Source organism: Streptomyces sp. NPDC059169, assembly GCF_042755225.1.
GTDB lineage: Bacteria > Actinomycetota > Actinomycetes > Streptomycetales > Streptomycetaceae > Streptomyces.
In genome coordinates this window covers 116,378-134,120 of record NZ_JBHZCF010000009.1, presented here as the reverse complement: position 1 = coordinate 134,120, position 17,743 = coordinate 116,378, and the positions used below count along the sequence as shown (strand labels likewise).

11 protein-coding genes, 1 pseudogene and 1 riboswitch are annotated in these 17,743 nt (G+C 70.3%); of the genes and pseudogenes, 2 read left to right on the top strand and 10 right to left on the bottom strand.

Going from position 1 to position 17,743, the window contains the following annotated elements:
- Positions 1-145 precede the first annotated feature (145 nt).
- From ACFXOM_RS18640 to ACFXOM_RS18630, 3 genes and pseudogenes are all read right to left on the bottom strand, one after another.
- A complete protein-coding gene (locus ACFXOM_RS18640; protein WP_385038593.1) occupies positions 146-2,482 on the bottom strand; it encodes a SpoIIE family protein phosphatase in 2,337 nt (778 codons plus the stop codon).
- Between the two features lie 733 nt (positions 2,483-3,215).
- Entirely contained in the window at positions 3,216-3,527 is a 312-nt protein-coding gene (locus ACFXOM_RS18635) for a WhiB family transcriptional regulator (RefSeq protein ID WP_384932615.1), read from the bottom strand.
- A gap of 160 nt (positions 3,528-3,687) precedes the next feature.
- Positions 3,688-3,888: riboswitch (cyclic di-AMP (ydaO/yuaA leader) on the bottom strand.
- Between the two features lie 610 nt (positions 3,889-4,498).
- Positions 4,499-4,695: pseudogene (locus ACFXOM_RS18630) on the bottom strand (IS5/IS1182 family transposase); the annotation flags it as partial.
- A 531-nt stretch (positions 4,696-5,226) separates the two neighbouring features.
- On the opposite strand from ACFXOM_RS18630, the gene ACFXOM_RS18625 reads away from it, so the two are divergent.
- Entirely contained in the window at positions 5,227-6,819 is a 1,593-nt protein-coding gene (locus ACFXOM_RS18625) for a hypothetical protein (RefSeq protein ID WP_384932249.1), read from the top strand.
- 383 nt (positions 6,820-7,202) lie between these two features.
- Here the strand turns inward: ACFXOM_RS18625 and ACFXOM_RS18620 are convergent, their stop codons facing one another.
- From ACFXOM_RS18620 to ACFXOM_RS18610, 3 genes are all read right to left on the bottom strand, one after another.
- A complete protein-coding gene (locus ACFXOM_RS18620) occupies positions 7,203-8,825 on the bottom strand; it encodes a multicopper oxidase family protein (RefSeq protein WP_384932247.1) in 1,623 nt (540 codons plus the stop codon).
- 92 nt (positions 8,826-8,917) lie between these two features.
- A complete protein-coding gene (locus tag ACFXOM_RS18615; protein WP_384932244.1) occupies positions 8,918-9,409 on the bottom strand; it encodes a hypothetical protein in 492 nt (163 codons plus the stop codon).
- 629 nt (positions 9,410-10,038) lie between these two features.
- Positions 10,039-12,672, bottom strand: coding sequence for a heavy metal translocating P-type ATPase (locus ACFXOM_RS18610; RefSeq protein ID WP_385038485.1), 2,634 nt, complete (start codon positions 12,670-12,672; stop codon positions 10,039-10,041).
- A gap of 375 nt (positions 12,673-13,047) precedes the next feature.
- On the opposite strand from ACFXOM_RS18610, the gene ACFXOM_RS18605 reads away from it, so the two are divergent.
- Positions 13,048-13,308 (top strand): SHOCT domain-containing protein, encoded by a 261-nt coding sequence (locus tag ACFXOM_RS18605; RefSeq protein WP_384932240.1) that lies wholly within the window; start codon positions 13,048-13,050, stop codon positions 13,306-13,308.
- A 255-nt stretch (positions 13,309-13,563) separates the two neighbouring features.
- Here the strand turns inward: ACFXOM_RS18605 and ACFXOM_RS18600 are convergent, their stop codons facing one another.
- From ACFXOM_RS18600 to ACFXOM_RS18585, 4 genes are all read right to left on the bottom strand, one after another.
- Positions 13,564-14,208, bottom strand: a complete 645-nt coding sequence (locus ACFXOM_RS18600; RefSeq protein ID WP_384932237.1) for a CBS domain-containing protein — start codon at positions 14,206-14,208, stop codon at positions 13,564-13,566.
- A 345-nt stretch (positions 14,209-14,553) separates the two neighbouring features.
- Positions 14,554-15,492, bottom strand: a complete 939-nt coding sequence (locus tag ACFXOM_RS18595; RefSeq protein WP_384932234.1) for a cupin domain-containing protein — start codon at positions 15,490-15,492, stop codon at positions 14,554-14,556.
- Between the two features lie 27 nt (positions 15,493-15,519).
- Positions 15,520-16,446, bottom strand: a complete 927-nt coding sequence (locus ACFXOM_RS18590; RefSeq protein ID WP_384932232.1) for an NADP-dependent oxidoreductase — start codon at positions 16,444-16,446, stop codon at positions 15,520-15,522.
- 382 nt (positions 16,447-16,828) lie between these two features.
- On the bottom strand, positions 16,829-17,728 hold the full coding sequence (locus ACFXOM_RS18585; protein ID WP_384932229.1) for a LysR family transcriptional regulator: 900 nt from the start codon (positions 17,726-17,728) through the stop codon (positions 16,829-16,831).
- Positions 17,729-17,743 lie beyond the last annotated feature (15 nt).

The following is a 17,743-nucleotide window of genomic DNA, read 5'->3' as shown; positions in this document are numbered from 1 at the left end:
GCGGCAGCGGATCCCTTGGTGGTCAGCAAGCAGGGCATGGGGCTTTCGCCGGGCTCACGCCCGCGTCAAGGGCGAGCGGCCCAGGAGCAGGACGTCGGTCGCCGCGGTGACCGCCCCCAGCGTCCGTACGCTCAGCGCACCGGCGTCATGAGAGAGTCTGCTCGGTCCAGATGGTCTTGCCGTGCTCGGTGTACCGGGTACCCCAGTGATGGGCGAGTTGGGCAACGATGTAGAGGCCGCGGCCCCCTTCGTCGACCGTGCGGGCGTGACGGAGGTGGGGGGCGGCGGGGCTGGTGTCCGAGACCTCGCAGGTGAGGCTCCGATCCTTGATGAGACGTAGCTGTACTGGTGGTGCGCCGTGGCGGACGGCGTTCGTGACCAGTTCACTGACGATGATCTCGGTAGGGAGGGAATCCCCGTTCAGGTTCCAGTCGGCGAGTTGCCGTACCGCGCGGGCACGGGCCGTGGCGACGGCCTCCGGATGGGGAGGAATGATCCACGTGGCGACCTGGTCCTTGCTGAGAACCCGGGCGCGGGCCAGGAGCAGGATGGCGTCGTCACCCACCGGCGGGGCGGGCTGGAGGGCGTAGACGGCATCGTCGCGCAGGTCGTTCAACTGGCGGTCATGACGGGACAGCACACGGCGGAGGCGCCCCAGGGCTGTTTCCGCGGCGGCACGAGAAGCCGCGAGGAAGCCGTCGGTGTACAGCGCGAGGATGGTGCCGGGGAGGAGCCGGAACTGCGTGGCGGCGAAGGGTGCCTCCTCGTCGCCCAGGGAAGGGCCGGCGGGGACGTCGGGGATCTCGGTGGTACCGTCCGGACGGGCGAGCACGGGGGCTGGGTATCCGGCTCGGGCGATAGCGCAGTCACCGGTGAGCGGGTCGTAGGCCGCGTACACGCAGGTGGCCTTCACGGGTTCGTCGCGCAACGGATCCGCGGGCGGCAGAGCCGACCTTTCCCGTGCCAGGCGGATCACGGTGTCGTTGAGGCGGGCGAGCAGGTCGTCCGGGTACAGGTCGAGCGCGGCCAGCGCATGGATGGCGGTGCGCAGCTGGCCCATGGTGGTGGCGGTGTGGATGCCGTGCCCGGCTACGTCGCCAACCACGAGGCCCACCCTGGCGCTGGAGAGCGGTATGGCGTCGAACCAGCCTCCGCCCGCCTCGGCGGGCAGGTGGAAATGAGCGACCTCGGCGGCCGTCTGGGAACTGGGGCCCTGAGGCAGGAGATGGCGCTGCAGCGTGAGCGCGATGGTGTGCTCTCGTGTGTACCGACGGGCATTGTCCACACACACGGCGGTGCGTGCGGCAAGTTCAAGGGCCAGAATCAGGTCGTCGGGGGCGAAGGGCTCGGGCCGGACCGACCGGTAGAAGCAGGTCATCCCAAGCACGGCGCCGCGCAGGACGAGCGGAGCCACGATCATGCAGTGCACCCCGCCGATGCGCATCAACTGCGCGCGCCCCGGGTCGGCGGCCAGCCACGGGGTGGTCTCGTCCACACTCAGTAGTCGAGGTTCGAGGTCACCCAGACTCTGCGTGTAAGGAGTCGGGAAGGGGAACCTGCTGGTGCCTCCCACCGGGTATGCCTGTGGCTGTCCGGTTCCGGTCTTGAAGGCGGTGCGCCGCATCGGTTCATTGCCGAAGAGCGGCCCCAGTGGTGGCTCCTCCCCGCGCACCACGGTGTCCAGGATGTCGACCACTGCGGTGTCCGCAAAGCCCGGTACCGCTACGTCCACGAGTTCACGGCAGGTCGTGATCACGTCCAGGGAGCCGCCGATGCCCTGGCGCGCGGCGTTGCGCACGGCTGCGCGTGCCCGCCCTCGTTCACGTTCGGTGACATCCACCAGAGAGGCCGCGGCTCCCAGCACACGGCTGCTGGCGTCCTGCAGGCGGAAGACGGAGACCGAGTAGACGTGCTCGGGGCCGGAACCGGCCGGTGGGCGGCCGCGTACGAGCCGGTCGAGGACCGGTACACCGTTGTCGAGCACTGCGCGGACCATCGCCTTCACTCCGTCGGGGTCGGCCATGTCGAAGGCCTCGGTGACCGGCCGGCCGAGCAGCTGCTCGACAGGAGCGCCGCGCATGCCTTCGGAGGCGGTGTTGACGCGCAGGACGCGCAGGTCCGCGTCCACGACCATGAGACCCACCGGTGACTGGGTGAACAGAGCGTCCAGGATCGCGGGCCCCACCTCGTCGGCTTCTGCGTCGCGCCGACGGGCTGCCCAGACGCCCCAGGCCACCGATCCGTCCGCGCGTAGCACCGGCTCCACGCGCAGGTCCAGTCCTGCGGACCCGCCGGACACCTGAGCACCACGTCGTCCGCACCTCACGGACTCCCCGGCGTGAGGTGGTCCTCCGACCAAGATCGTGGCAGGTCGCCCCACCGCGTCTGCAGCGGTATGCCCGAGAAGACGTTCGGCGTCCTTGCTCCACTCCGCCACCGCCCCGTTCGCGTCCACGATCAACAAGTGGTCCCGCTGCACCATGGGCCCGATCACCTCCGCCGCACGATCCGGCCTCGCTATCCGCAGGTGGCTCCCTTCGTTGCTGCTCACGGCTCTGCCGTTGGGCGCGGAGCAGCACTTCCAGCCTGCACCTGCCCGTCGTCGCGCGCTAACGCGCCGTCGGGGCCGACTGCACCCGATGACCGTGCTGATCGCGGTGTGTGCGTGCCGAGGCGCGGCGTGCGCAGGTCGTACGACCTCCGCTGGTGTCGTCATCCGCCGGTCGTCATCTCCTGGCAGGCGTCCGGCCCGCGGCAACGGCCATGTGGCTCCGTACTGATGTGCCCGGTACGGGTACGTCGAGTACGCCGATGCCCCCGCGTATGCACAGCAGGTGGCCGAGGCGGCGGGCGTGTGGCGCGACCTGACCGCCGACGGTCGGGGCGCGCAGGCGGTCGGGCTGGCCGAGGGGCGATCCGGGTGCTGGGAGAGGCCTACGAGGAGATCGACGGCTCCGACGGTGTGGTGGGGGCAGACCGTCGCCGCTGTGGCCGACGCCCATCTGGAAGCGTACGAGTCGCGCGCACCGATCCGGAGCGGCTGGCCGAGCGGCTGGTCGGCCAGCCGCTCGGCGACAGCAACGACGTGACGGACCTCGCTGATGAGCATCCTCGACCGGCACGGGCTGTGAAGGGGTGCGGGCCTGGTGCCCGCTCACCGCGTGCCGGGAGGCGCTTCACAGTCCGAGGTCGGTCGTGCGTAGGCGCTGGTGGGGTCAGACCTGGCCGCAGGGCTGCGCTTCGGTCTGCCGTTGGTGTTCCAGACGGGCCGCCTCCAACAGGCGCCGCCAAGAGGTCACGCTCGGTCGGCGGCGTAGCAGGGCACGGCGCTGACGCTCGGTCATACCACCCCAAACCCCGTGCTCGATGCGCTGGTCGAGAGCGTGCGCAAGGCATTCCGTACGCACGGCACAGTCAGTGCAGACGATCTTGCTGCTGTTCTGCGCGGCACCCCTCACGAACAACTCGTCCGGATCGGTGGCCAGGCACGCCGCCCGCCCGCCCCAGTAGCTGTCCGTCCCCGCCAGGTTGTCGTTTTCGTTGCCCTTCGAACCGTGGTTGAAGGTCAAGTCTTTCGCAGCCGATGCCGATGCCGGGCCCGATGCTCGGCCGCCGACCCGCTGCCGGGTCGGGGAAATCGACCGAAGTGCAGGTTCCTTGGAATGGGGAAGGTGCTTGGTCATGATGTGACGTCCTCACCGGCGCCTACGAGGTTAGCTGTCGGGTTCGGACGTGAGTTGTCCGGCCGGGCCGTGGCGCACGGCCTTTCGGCTTTACCCCGAGCCGGACCGTCGAGCGTGTCGCAATGTGGTTCTTGCACTGCGTACGGTCTTCGGTTCCGGCGAAAGACCTTGGGTCCCCCGCTCCTGCCCGCGGCGCTTTCGCGTCTATTGTTCCCGTCGGTCGGCGGCAGGACTCGGCTTTCCGGTCCGGCGGGGCTCGCTGCAGCGTGCCAAGAAAACGAAGCACACTTCTGCGAACACTTCAAACCCCCGATGGTGTACATCAATCGCAAGTGGTGCCTGACGGATAGGCGTTCTCGCTGGCCAAGAGGTGTCTGCCGGCGCTCCATGGGAACGTGCCGCCCTTTGGAGAGACAAGCGTCACAACGGTGTTCTGCTTGGCGCATCGGTTTTACGTGGCGACTGTCCAGATGGGCCCGTTGAGCTGGGGAGTCGCCGATTCGGCTCCGGGCGCCGCCCATTGGAGCGCCGCGGACCGCCGGTACCGCTCGGCATGGTGGTGTTGTCGCCCAACCCGCTTGCGAACTCCTGCCTGCACAGCAGGTGACATGGACCATGCGCGACCTCCGGCGATCGTGGACCCCTGCATCCATGACCATGGATACGGTCGGCGGTGCCTGTGCGTTCAGCACCGCAGTCCCGAGGGGGGCACGAGTCTGAGTCGACGCTCTGGCGGCGCGCCGGACATTGCGGCAGATTCCCATGGAATCCCATCGAGGTTCCGCCGAGCTTCTTCCTCGACAGTCGCAGGTCAGCTAGGTGAGGACGGCTTGGACGGGCAGGCTGATGCGGAGGCTGGAGCATGTGCTCGTTGGAGTGGTCGCCAGGTCTTCACCTGGGCGAAGGCGCGTTCGTCGGGTGCTCGGAGGCGGGCGTGGTCGCGGTTGGATTGTCGGTAGTGGCCGCGCTGGATCTGGTGGCGGGGCGCGCGGAAGGTGGCGCCGGCGCCCTGGCGGACCCCGGTCCGCGGGCACGAGGGTCTGCGGGCACGAGGGTCCGCGGAACGTCGAACATGGCGGGATGCGGAGCCGATAGGGCCCCTCCGGTCGACCGCGTGTTGCGTGGAATCACCACGCAAACGACGACGTCCCTGCCTCGCCACCATCCCTGCTGAACAGGCAATTTCACTCCTGGGGAACAGGATGAAAGAGGTTCGCCCTTGCGGTTCTGCAAGTCCACTGAGCCGGAACACTCTTGCTGGTTTCCGGCATGGCGGAAGGATCCGCAGGATTACCTCAGATCCCGGGCCCAACTGCTCCTGGCGGTCCACCGATTCGGCAATTCGCCGTGCATGCCAGAAGGTCTCGCTGTTACCGTCGTGCGCCACGTGATCCGGCATGTTTGGCGAATGGATCCGTCGCGCCGGACGCGCGATCGGTCCCGTTGCTCACTGCGCTAGTGGGCAGTGCGACGAGCGCCGCGTTCTGGTGCAGTTGTGGGTTGTCTCACGGGGGAAATGGCAGGCAAGGCAAGGAGCAAAACAGTGCCCCGGAAGAAATTGACACAGGGCTCGCGCACGTTGCGGCGGGAACACGCCAGACGCTGGAAGCGATCGAAGCTGTCGGTCGCGCTGGTCGGCGGGCCGGTGATCCTCGCGGTCGTCGCAGGATCAGTGTTCGCGGCGGGCAGCCACCACCGGCGGGGCACCCCGCGGGCCTCCGCACAACCGACACTCGTAGGCGAACCCAACGCGAACTGCACGCTGGTGGTCCCTCCGCAGCCGCTCACCGCCAAAGGCCTGGCCACGCCCTACGAACTCGTCGCGACGGATCCGACGCAGGGACCGTGCCATGAGGCGAATCCGGATCAGGCGGCGTTCGTGGAAGCCGCGATCCTCACCCAGGACGGCAAACTGACCATCTACAACCCGCTGGTGGTCGACAAGGGGGCGAGGCCGGCAGCGCGCCCCGTCCTGCCCTCGGTGCCGGCGGGCTCCACGGTCGGAATATGGTTCGGTTTCAACAACGCCAATCTGACGCTGCGGGCCGGCGACCGCTCCGACAGCCTGGGCCAGGGCAAGTGTGTCAACGGTGTGCCGGGGTCCATCTTCGGTCAGTTCGCCTACTGCAACGCGCCCGCCTTCTTCAAGGCCGCCAACGAGCAGACAGCCAACAAGAAGCTCACGATTCCGGCACTGGGGACCGCCAAGGACGGCCTGCCCTGCCCGACCACGAGGGACTTCTCCGTCGTGGACCAGGACGGGAGCGACAACGTGGTCACCCACTACCTCGTCGACGCCCGCGGCCGGATCGCCCAGAACAACGCCGCCAGCAGGAAGGCCATGGCGAAGGCCAAGCGACTGGACAACCACGGCGACCGCCACCACCGCCACGACGGAAGGGACAGGTCGGCGAAGGTCAACGTCCCCACCGACCTGGCCAACGGCAGCGACAATCTTCTGCTGACCGCGTTCATGGACCCGGCCCTGGGCTGCAAGCCGTTCACCGCGCCCAACCAGTCCAGCGACAACCAGGCCACGTCCGCGCTGGCCTTGGACGAACTGTCCGCCGCGGCCAACCAGCAAGAACCGATCGCGCTGATCCCGCAGAACGACCCGATGACCCTTGTCGACGGCCGCGCAAGCGCAGAGAAGACCAATGCGTACCGCGCGGGAGTCAACATGGCCCCGATCGGTGCCGACGGCGATGGCGACGGGGCTGCCTACTGCAGGACCCTCTTCGACGACCCGGCCGGCATCCGGCGAGTCTTCACGGCCAAGGCGATCTTCGAGCAGGCGCCGTCGCCGGACCCGGGAACGGCGCCGAACTTGTTCGCCTTCCTCGCCGCACGCGCCGAGGGGACGTTCACCGACCTGGGCTGCGACACGCTCCTCAATGTTTCCAACCCCGTCACCCTGACGACGAGCGGTGACGGGCTGGTCACCGATGCGGTACTGACGCCACTCGGCCAGACGCCGCAGCCCGCCGAACCCACGGAGAGCACCTCCCCGTCCGCGTCGCCGAATCCGTCGGCCGGCGGGAGCGACACCCCCGCCGCCTCCGCCACACCGAGTGCCCAGACACCCGCCTCCTCCACGACGGTGAAGCCGTCCCGGAAGAATCACCACGGCGGCTGAGGCGCCTCCCGCTGCCGCGCTCGGGTGCTGCTCACGGGTGGTGTGCGGCGCACGGCGCGGTGGACGGGGCCGTACGCGCGTTCGCTGCGGGAACCGGCCACGCCCCTTCGCTGCTCGGGGCCGTCCGCGTGGGACGGTGTCGGGACGGTCCGTCCGCGCGGGCCGGGCGCTCCCTGGAGGGGGCGCCCGGCCCGCGGGCGGCACTAGGGCGGGTTGCGAAAGTAGCTCCGTCCACCCGCAGGGCGGGGCCTGCGGCGTCTGGTGCGTGCGCGCAAGGCGGAGGATCATCCTCGTACTGGCCGTACTTGGATGACTCCGACAACGCAGCGAGCGTGCATGTCAGGCGTCGCGGGCCAGGAGGGACTTTCGCAACACGCCCTAGCTCAGCCCTCGTAGGCCACGAGCGCCATCATCCCTGCCTCGCCGTGATACGCGTTGTGGCAGTGCAGCATCCACTGTCCCGGGTTGTCCGCGTCGAAGAAGACCGACACCGTCTTCTTCGGCAGGACGATGGTGGTGTCCTTGCGCGGTCCGCTGGTGCCGAGCTGGTAGGTGTGGCCGTGCAGGTGCATCGGGTGCCACATGGTGGTGGTGTTGACGAAGTCGAGCCGGACGCGCTGGCCTTCCTCGACCGTGATCGGGTGGGCGGTCGGCTGGTTCATGTCGAACCGCTTGCCGTTGATGCCCCAGTTGTAGGTCATCATGCTGCCGGTCAGCTCGATGCGGTGGACCTGGTCGGTCTTCTTCGCCGGCATCCGGACGTCGTCCGCCGCGCGCAGCCGTGATGCAGTCATGATCATGCCGTCCAGTTCCTTCGGACGCGTCGTCGGCTTCGGCGTGCTGCCCGAGCCCGTGCGGACCAGCGCCATACCGGAGGCGTTCTTGCCCTCCGCGAGTGCGACGAGGGGGAAGACGCCATCGCCCAGGGTGACGAGGACGTCGTAGCGTTCGCCCATGCCGATCAGCACGCCGTCGGCCTGCTGGTGTCGGACGGGGAAGCCGTCGGTGTGCGTGACCGTGAGCTCATGGCCGCCGAGGGACACGCGATAAGCAGTGTCGCCGCCGGCGTTGATCAGGCGCAGCCGGATGCGCTTGCCGGGCTTGGTGCGAAAGACCACCGGATCGGTCGGAACACGCCCGTTGACCAGGTGGTAGGGGTACTTCACGTCGCCGGCGTCGCCCCCGAGCAGCCGGCTTTCGGCACCCATCAGCATGAACTGCATGCCCATGCCTGTGCCCATGTCCGTGCCGGAGGGCGAGGCGGTGGGAGAACTGTTCCCGTTCATGCTGCTGCTCATGTCCATGCCGCCCATGTCTCCCATGTCATGGCCGGATGAGCTGCCGGGTGTGTCGCCCCCGTGCATGGAGCCCATGCCCTGCTCCAGCTCGGCGAAGACGTCGTCCGGGGTGCCGGTGACGCCGTCGAGCCAGTCGTCGAGGACCACCACCCACTCCTCGTCGTACGACAGCGGCTCTTTCGGATCTTCCACGATCAGCGGCGCGTACAGGCCCCGGTCGAGCTGGGCACCCACGTGCGGGTGGAAGAAGTACGTGCCGGGCGCGTCCGCGGTGAACCGGTAGGTGAAGTTCCGTCCTGCCCGGACAGCCGCCTGGGTGACCGGCGGTACGCCGTCCATGTCACTGCGCAGGGCAATGCCGTGCCAGTGGACGGAGGTCGTGGCTTGGTTCGGCAGTTGGTTGGACAGCGTGGCGGCCAGCGTGTCACCGGCCGAGATGCGCACCTCCTTGCCCGGCACCTGGCCGCTGAAGGCCCAGGTCCTGGTCGTGATGCCGGCGCCGAGGTCGACCACGGCCTGCGTTGCGGTCAGGTTGAGCTCGCGGGTCCTGCCACTCCTGGTGCGCTTCTTGTCGGCGGCGGCGACAGCCGCCCCGGAGGGGCTGACCAGGGCGGGCGCGCCGGCGGCATTGCTGCAGGCGGCGAGCGCGCCCGCGCCCGCGATGCCCAGCCCGGCGAGCAGGACGGAACGGCGGTTCATGTGGTTCACAGGGTGTGGTCCTTCTTCTCGATGTGCTTCTGCTCGGTCGCGTTAGGGCACGGCTGAGCGCACGCGCGAGCGCACGCAGCCGCGGTCGCGGCCTACAGCAGCAATCGAGAGAGGACGGAGAGATCGGGCGGTGCCCGGCCTGTGGTTCCCGGGGCGGCCTGGCCTCCGGCCGCCCCGGTGGGGAGGGCCGGAACGCAGCCGGTGGAAAGCCGGCAGGGAGGCGTGGGCTTCAGGCTGTCGACGCCGGCAGCCGCGCAGTGCTGCATTGCTGCGCCTGAGCACGCCCCGTCATCGTCGTGGGCTGCGGTCGGGGCGATGACGCCGGGCGGCAGGGTGCGGCCACCCGTGCTGACGGACGTCGCCGCCGTGGCCGCGTGGTGGATGCCCGCCATGCTGCTCGTCCCGGAGGCCCCGGAGGCCCCGGAGGCCCCGGGGCTCCCGGAGGGCGACGCATGGGTGACGGCGGCGGCCGTTTCGTGGTGGACAAGAACCGCGAGCGTTGCCACCAGCGCGATGACGGCAGTCCGTGTCCACCTCAGCGCGGCGGCGCAAGCACCGCCCGGCCGGTGGTCGGCTGTCGTCATGTGCTTCCGTTCGTGAGTGAGGTGAGGCGAGATGATCGCTACCAATATACCCGGGAGGGGTAGGAGTGCGTCTGGGGCCGCGGTGGGTGGGGCCCACGCCGCGGTGGTTGCCCGACAGAGCCTGCGGCGCAGAGCGTCATCGAGCTCGACGTACCGCTCGTCGGCCCGGGCCGGTGCGGGCGGCGTCGGTGACGCAGCCGCGTACATGGTCGTCCAGCAGACCGAGGGCGACGTCTGGGTGAATTGCCCTGTGAGGTTGGGGGCGCGGCCGGCGGCGCCGGTCTGGTGAGGACGTCGACGCAACAGCGGTCGTCGATGACCACGCGGGGGATTCCGCGGATCCGGGCTTCGATCCCGTGCGGCCGGGCCAGGTGGTCGGCCCCCTGGTCGGCACAGCCGAGTGACCGGATGTGCCCGGGCGCAGGCGGTAGTGGTCACCGGAGATCGCCTCCCCCGCGGGTGCCGCCGGTCGCGGGGGCGGTGCAGCGGCGGGGGCGCCGTCGAAGGTGGCGGCGCAGCGCGCGGAACAACGGTGCGCAGAACAGAAGGAGAAGGAGGAGGAGGCGCCGTGCTCGGTCTGCCTGCGCTCGGCGGCGGTCGCCTCGTCCACCTGCATGCCGCACACCGAGTCAGTGACCCGTGCTCTCGCTGTCGCCCTGGGAGGAGGGATGGTGGCGTGCGTGGCCTGCCGTCGTTGCCGTGTCGCCCGCCGAGGTCCGGCCGGCGGACTCGACGCGCGGCTGGACGTGGGCGGGCCGGGCGTCTTGCAGCGGCTGGGCGTGCCAGCGGCGCAGCCGGGAGGCGTTGGTGACCACTGACAGGGACGACAGGGCCATGGCCGCGGCGGCGATGACGGGGCTGAGGCGGATGCCCCACAGGGGGTAGAGGGCGCCGGCGGCGAGGGGGACGCCGACGGCGTTGTAGACCAGGGCGAAGAACAGGTTCTGCCGGATGTTGCGCATCGTGGCCCGGGACAGACGGATCGCGGTGACGACCCCGGCCAGCGAGCCGGAGATCAGGGTGATGTCGGCGGCCTCGATGGCCACGTCGGTGCCGGTGCCGATGGCGAGGCCGACATCGGCGGCGGCCAGGGCTGGGGCGTCATTGATGCCGTCGCCGACCATGCCGACCGTGCGGCCCTCACCCTGCAGACGACGGATCTCGTCGGCCTTGTGTTCGGGCAGCACCTCGGCCAGCACCCTGCCCACGCCCACCTGGGCGGCGATCGCCGCGGCGGTGCGGGCGTTGTCACCGGTCAGCATGATGACGTCGACACCCAGGCCTTGCAGGGCGGCGATGGCGGCGGCGGAGTCGTCCTTGACGGTGTCCGCCACGGCGAGCACGCCGGCGGGCCGTCCGTCCACCGCAGCGAGGACGGGAGTCCTGCCCTCGGCCGACAGGTCGGCCGCGACGGAGTCCAGTGCGGAGGTGTCGATACCGACGTCGGCCAGTAGCCGGGCGGTGCCGACCAGGACCGCGTGCCCGTCGACAGTGGCCTGGACGCCCTTGCCGGTCACCGAGTCGAAGCCCGTCGCCGTGGGCGGGTGGAGGCTGCGGTCACGGACGCCGGTGACGATGGCCTGCGCGAGCGGGTGCTCGCTGTCGGCCTCGGCTCCCGCCACCAGCCGCAGCAGCCGCGCTTCGTCGAATCCGGCGACGGGGTGGACATCGGTCAGTACGGGCTTGCCCGCGGTGACGGTGCCGGTCTTGTCCAGTACGACGGTGTCCAGCTTGTGCGCGGTCTCCAATGCCTCGGCGGAGCGGATCAGGATGCCGGCCTGGGCTCCCTTGCCCGTGCCGACCATCACCGACAGCGGAGTGGCGAGGCCCAGCGCGCACGGACAGGCAATGATCAGCACCGCGACTGCGGAGACCAGCGCGAGGGTCAGCGCCGGAGCAGGCCCGACGGTGAACCAGAGGGCGAAGGTGGCGATGGCGATGGCGATGACGGCGGGCACGAAGTACGCCGAGACGGCGTCGGCCAGTCGCTGGATGGGAGCCTTGGAAGCCTGGGCCTGCTGTACGAGGCGGATGATTTGGGCCAGCATCGTGTCGGCGCCGACCTTGGCCGCCCTCACCCGCAGGGAGCCGGTGCCGTTGACGGTGGCGCCGATGACCGTGTCCCCGGTGTGCTTGGTGACGGGCATGGGTTCGCCGGTGACCATCGACTCATCCACTGCGGAGGCCCCGGAGAGAACCTCGGCGTCGACGGGGATCTTCTCCCCCGGTCGGATGACGATCTCGTCGCCGAGCACGACGTCCTCGACGGGGACCTCCTTCTCGGTGCCGCCCCGTACGACGCGTGCGGTGCGGGCCTGCAGGCCCAGCAGGGCTCGGATGGCCTCGCCGGTGCCGGCCTTCGCACGGGCCTCCAGCAGCCGCCCCAGCAGGATCAGGGTGAGGATGACACCGACGGCTTCGAAGTAGACCTCCCGCACGTCCTCGGGCAGCAGGCCGGGGGCGAGGGTGACCAGCAGGCTGTAGCCGTAGGCAGCGCTGGTGCCGAGGGTGATCAGGGAGTTCATGTCGGCGGCCCGGTGGCGCAGGGTCAACCAGCCCGTCACATGGATCGGCCACCCGGTGTAGAACATCACCGGCGTGATCAAGGCCAGTTGCAGCCAGTCGTTCAGCATCCAGCCGGGCACCCAGTCCGCGCCGAAGAGCTCGTGCGCCATCACCGCGAACAGCACCGGGGCGGTGAGCACCACGCCCACTACCACTCTGCGGGTGAGGTCCTTGATCTCCGTCCGTCGCTCGGCGGTGTCCGCGGCCTCCGATTCGGCGGCCGTGCGCTCCTCACCCACCGACGGCCCGCCAGTGGCACCAGGGGGAGAAGGCGGTGCAGCTGTGACGCCGGCACCGTCCGGTGCAGGCGGTGCCGAGTCGTCCGCGGGTTCGACCAGCAGCGTGCCGTGGATCATGTTCATGCCGCAGGCGAACCCGAACGAGCCCGGACGGTCGGGATTCAGCCGTACGGTGGTGCGGCTGTGGGCGGGCAGGCCGGCGCCGACCTTCAGATCGGGGAAGACCACCCGCGAGGTGCACTCGCCGGCCTCCTGCCGGTCGAAGACCAGTTCCACCGGAATGCCTTGGCGGACTTTGATCAGGTCGGGGCTGTAGCCGCCCCGCACCGTCACCTCCACCCGCTGCACCCCGCCTTCCAGCCGGGCGGCACCGACCCGGCGCGGGCCGAAGAAGTACCAGCCCAGCGCGCCGATCAGCACGGCCGAGACCACAACGACGACGACATCGAGGGCACCCATGGACTGCTCGCCTCCCTGGCCGGTTCACTCTCCAGCCTGCGCCAGGCCGCCCCTACCTGGTAAGGGCGCTATGGCCCCCTGTTCCGGGACCGCCCGGAACCAGAGCGCCATGCGCTGCGGCGGGACGAGCGAAGGGAAGGCAAGAAGCCACCGGATGCGCTTCCGCACCCGGTCGCGTGAGCAGGCCGAAGCAGGTGAGTGGCGGGGACGTCCTGCTAGGGGACCCGCAGGCGGTCCCCAGGCGTGCACCCGGTTCCGTCAAGAACATGGACACCACACCACGTGACCACGCGTCCACTTGTGCCGTGCGCGGGGCCGGAGCAGTGTGGAGATCTGGGTCTCCCCGAAATTCGAGCTCTCCGGAGGTGGGGAGAAATGATGTACTGGGACGGTGGCTGGGCCTGGATGGCCTTCATGCCGCTTCTGTGGATCGTCCTGATCGGTTTCGTCGTGTGGGCGGTCGTACGCTTCACCCACCACCCGACCGGCCACGGGAACGGCCCCGAGCAGAGGTGGCCGCAGAAGGAAACTCCGGAAGAGATCCTCGACCGCCGCTTCGCCTCCGGTGAGATCGATGCGGACGCCTACACCGAGGCGCGGCAGCGGCTGGCCGCTCACCGTCCGAGGCAGCGGTGACCTGGCTGCAGGGCCGCTGGATTCCTCCACTGCGCCGAACCCCTCGCACCCGCGGCAAGGGCGCCACCGAGGTGCTCATCGAGCGGGCACCGACGGGGGAGCGCCGAACCCGACGGCCCGGCACGAGCAACTGGCCCCGGGCGGCGGCCGACAGCAACACCTGTCCCACGCTTCCGGCATTCGCTGCCACGCTTGCCCGTGGCTGAGGTGTGCACAGGTCACAGAGCACAGATCACAGGGCACAGGTCTCACAGGTCAGGGGTCCAGCTGGTCCTCGAGGTGGGCGTCCACGGCTACGACGCCGTCGACGCCCTGGCAGAGTCCCACGACCACTGCCACGAGGCGCGGTTCCGGAACGTTGCCGCGCAGGGTGACGACCCCGTCGTGAACCTCGACCGCGACGGTGCCTTCGTCCAGGCCGAGGATGCGTCCCAGGACGTCCTGCTCGACCTCGCTGCGGACCTCGACGTCGGAGCGGATGAAGGCGTCGAGCAGGTCGCTGCGGCTGACGATGCCGGTGAGGAGCCCGTCGTCGCCGACCACTGGCAGTTGCTTGATGCGTCGCCTGCGGAGTTCCCGCGCGGCCCGGGGGATCGTCCAATCGGCGCGGGCGGTGAAGACGGGGCTGCTCATGAGCGCGCCCGCGGTCCGGGCCCGTGCCTTGCCCCAGGCGCGCTCGTCGTTCCCGTGCTGCCCCTGCGGATCGGGCATGCCGGCTTCGTGCCGCAGCACGTCGGACGCGGACACGACGCCGATGGGGGCGCCGTCGTCGTCGACGACCGGGACCGCGACGATGTCGTTCGCGTCCAGCAGGCCTGCGACCTCCTGGATCGGTGTGTTGGGGCGAAGGGTGACGACCTCCTCGGTCATCACGTCACCGACCGTGCGGCGGTGCAGCATGGCATCGTCCTCCTCCGCTGTGCGACGGGGCAGCCGCGGAGGGACAGCCGACCGGACGATGTGGCGCTCCGGCCTCCGCGGTCCTGCCGTGCTCGTCCAGGCCGTCTTCCTCCCTACCCATGACAGCACTGTGCCGTTCCGGTGACCAGTGATGTTCAGCCTTGCGGGGAGGGCCGGCGGTCCCACGTGCCAGGGTGCGGTCGTGCCCGACACCGGGTGGGACCACGTCGGTGGTCCGGAGCGTCCTCGGGGCCGTGGCGACGTCTTGCTGCTGCGTGTTCCCGTGCGAGGGGGCGCGTTGGGTGCCCCGGGTGGCGGGGGTGCCTGAGCGCTGGTGCGGGTGGCCTACGCCGCGCGGGCCTGGCGGCGGTAGCCGCCCGGGGCCTGGCCGTACTCGCGTTTGAAGGCCTTCGCCAGAGCGTATTCGGAGCCGTATCCGGTGCGCGCGGCCACGGTGGTGAGCGGCGCTTCTGATTCGCGCAGGAGCTGGGCGGCAGTGGTCATGCGCCATCTCGTGAGGTAGGCCATGGGCGGTTCGCCGACCAGCGTGGTGAAGCGGCGGGCGAAGGCGGCACGGGACAGCCCTGCGCGTGCCGCCAGGGCGTCGACGGTCCACCGAGCGGCGGGGTCATCGTGGATGGCGGCGAGGGCCGGGGCGACGGCGCGGTCCCTGAGGGCCGCCGCCCAGCCCGTGGCCGTGGCCGCGGGCTGGGCTTCGAGCCAGGCGCGCAGGATGTACAGGAGCAGCGAGTCGATCAGCGCGGGGACGATGCCGGTCGAGCCGATGCGGGGGTTCTCCAGTTCGGTGGCGAGGAGTCCGACCGCCGCGCTGAGTTCGGGGTGGCGGCCGTGCCCGGTGGAGAGGTGGATGACCTCGGGGAGTTGGTGCATCAGCGGGTGGGGGCGGCCTTGGTCGAGGTGGTAGTTGCCGCACAGGAGGCTGGTGCGGGGGCCGTCGCCGCCGAGGGTGACGGTACCGATGGGGCCGTCGGGCCGGAACCGGTCGGGGTTCTCCTCCTCGGCAGGAGTGGAGGGGTGGTCGGCGAGGATGTGCCCCCGGCCGTCGCGCAGGAAGACCACGTCGCCGGGGCCGAGGGCGAGACGCCCCAGGTGGGGCGCGTCGTCCAGGGGGATCAGCCAGCACGTCCCGTGCAGGACGACGTGGAACCCGGCGCCGGCGACCGAGGGCAACCGCAGGCCCCAGGGGGCGCGGCCCTCGGTACGCACGGAGGTGGGGACTCCGGTCCTCATCGAGCCCAGGGCCTCCGTCAGTACGTCCACCATTCCCCGCCCCTCCGGATCCGTCGGGCCTCAGCCTATGGTCAGGACGACCTTGCCCTGGACGCGACCCGATTCGACCAGTTCATGGGCCTTGGCGGCGTCAGCGAGGGGGAACGTCTCGGTGACGTGCGGCCGGAGGCTACCGGAGGCGACGAGGGCGGCGATGGCCTCCAGGGACGCGTAGTCGGGCTCGACGGAGACGCCGGCGAAGCGGCGCCCCGCGGCCTCGATCCGGGCGGCGAGCTCCTGGTTCCAGTGCTCCATGATGCTGACGAGGGTGCCGCCGGGGCGCAGGACGTCGAGGGATCGGGTGCCCTGGGAGTTGGAGTCGAAGACGACGTCCACCTCCGATACCGCCTCGACGTAGTCGGTGGTGCGGTAGTCGAGAACCTCGTCGGCACCGAGGGCGCGTACGAAGTCGTGCCTGGGCTCGCTCGCGAGGGCGATCACGTGGGCGCCCCGGGCCTTGGCGATCTGTACGGCGAGGTGGCCGACACCGCCGGCAGCGCGGTGGATCAGCACCCGCTGCCCGGTGTCCACCCGAGCGGCGTCGACCAGGCCCTGCCATGCCGTCAGACCGGCGAGGGGCAGGGCGGCGGCGTGGACGTGGTCGAGGCCGGCCGGCTTGCGGGCGACCTGGCGGGAGGGTGCGGCGACGTACTCCGCGTATCCGGTCGCGGCGCGGGGGAAGAACGGCATGCCGTAGACCTCGTCACCGGGCTTGAAGCGTGCGCCCGGTCCCACTTCCTCGACGACACCGGAGATGTCCCACCCGACACCGAAGGGCGGTTGGCCGAGGAGCGGGAGTGCCCCCGAGCGGACGGCTGCGTCCACCGGGTTGACGCCACTGGCGTGGACGCGAATCAGCACTTCGGCGCCGAGGGGGGTGGGGCGGTCGGTGTCGACGGTCCTCAGGACTTCGGGTCCGCCGAAGGTGTCCTGGATGACTGCGCGCATGGTGGGTTCTCCTGGGGGCTCGACTGGTGATCGCGGCGGGGGTGACCGGCCGCTTCTCGATGTATTCGACCCTAGGGAGATCGAACGAGCCGGTGAATATCCCTCTGTCTCCGAAGGATGTCCCAGCGTCTCGTCGACCGGTTGCCCTGGCCATGTGCCCCCGTTGAGGAAGCCACCCCTCGACGTTCGGCGGGGGCGACCTTCCGCGGGCGAAACCGCCGGACTGCGAGGGGCGGGAGCGGGCCAAGCCCCCGTGCCGGCCGTCTGCGTTCCCGCGTCGGAGCCGGAACGCTCAGCCGTCCCGCTGCGGGGAACCGCCGCGGTGCGCGCCCCGGGACGTCGGCGAGCGGGCGGACCGGTCGTGGCGGAGACGGAGGCTCGGCTACGAGCGCGTCAGATGGGTGGTCAGCTCGTGGACGAACGCCTGCAGGTGGGGTGTGCGGGGACCTTGGCGGGTGCCCAGGTACCAGGTGCGGGCCATGGGGGTGGCGCCGATCTGGATCAGTGCGAGGCCGTGGGAGTTCGTGTAGGGCGCGGCGACCCAGTTGGGGAGGATCGTCGCCCCCTGTCCGCCGGCGACCATCTCGATGACCAGGTCCGTGATCACGGGCATGGTGGTGATGCGGGCAGGCCGGGCCTGCGGTGGCAGGGGCAGCGGGATCGAGGGGATCCTGGCCTGGTCGTAGGCGTCGTAGAGGATCAGGTGGGCGTCCGTGAAGTCCTTCGCCGTGAGGTGGGGGCGTGCGGCCCAAGGGTGGTCCGACGGGACCACTGCCACCATCTCGTCGTCGAAGAGGCGGGTCAGGCTGATCCGGTCCATCTCCCGGTCCGGCTTGGTGACCAGAGCGACGTCCACACGGTCGGCGAGCAGCGCGGGGACCGGAGCGTCGTCGGGGACGGATTCGATCCGGACCTCGGCCTCCGGGTGCCGCTCGCGGAAGGCGCGGATGACCGGCGGCAGCCACTGGAAGGTGGTGCTGCACTGCGCGGTGAAGCGCACCCGGCGGTCGCGGCCGTCACGCATCTCCTGGAGGTCTCGGGTCGCCGAACGCAGCTCGTCCAGGACCTGATGGGCCGCCACCAGCATGCGTCGACCTGCGGCGTTCGGGACGAGCCTGCGGCCCGTGCGGTCGAAGAGCGGCATGCCGAGCCGGTCCTCGAGGCGGGTGAGGCGCTGACTGAGTGCCGGCTGGCTGACGTAGAGGCGTTCCGCCGCTGCGGTGAGCGAGCCGGCGTCCGCCGTCGCGGCGAGAAGTTCGAGATCGCGCAGATCCACAGTCATAACTGTGGATTATTG

Excerpts from the sequence above, each read along its gene's own strand:
- ACFXOM_RS18640 (WP_385038593.1), bottom strand. The coding sequence starts at position 2,482 with ATGGTGCAGCGGGACCACTTGTTGATCGTGGACGCGAACGGGGCGGTG.
- ACFXOM_RS18615 (WP_384932244.1), bottom strand. The coding sequence starts at position 9,409 with ATGACGACAGCCGACCACCGGCCGGGCGGTGCTTGCGCCGCCGCGCTG.
- ACFXOM_RS18610 (WP_385038485.1), bottom strand. The coding sequence starts at position 12,672 with ATGGGTGCCCTCGATGTCGTCGTCGTTGTGGTCTCGGCCGTGCTGATC.
- ACFXOM_RS18605 (WP_384932240.1), top strand. The coding sequence starts at position 13,048 with ATGATGTACTGGGACGGTGGCTGGGCCTGGATGGCCTTCATGCCGCTT.
- ACFXOM_RS18600 (WP_384932237.1), bottom strand. The coding sequence starts at position 14,208 with ATGCTGCACCGCCGCACGGTCGGTGACGTGATGACCGAGGAGGTCGTC.
- ACFXOM_RS18595 (WP_384932234.1), bottom strand. The coding sequence starts at position 15,492 with ATGGTGGACGTACTGACGGAGGCCCTGGGCTCGATGAGGACCGGAGTC.
- ACFXOM_RS18590 (WP_384932232.1), bottom strand. The coding sequence starts at position 16,446 with ATGCGCGCAGTCATCCAGGACACCTTCGGCGGACCCGAAGTCCTGAGG.
- ACFXOM_RS18585 (WP_384932229.1), bottom strand. The coding sequence starts at position 17,728 with ATGACTGTGGATCTGCGCGATCTCGAACTTCTCGCCGCGACGGCGGAC.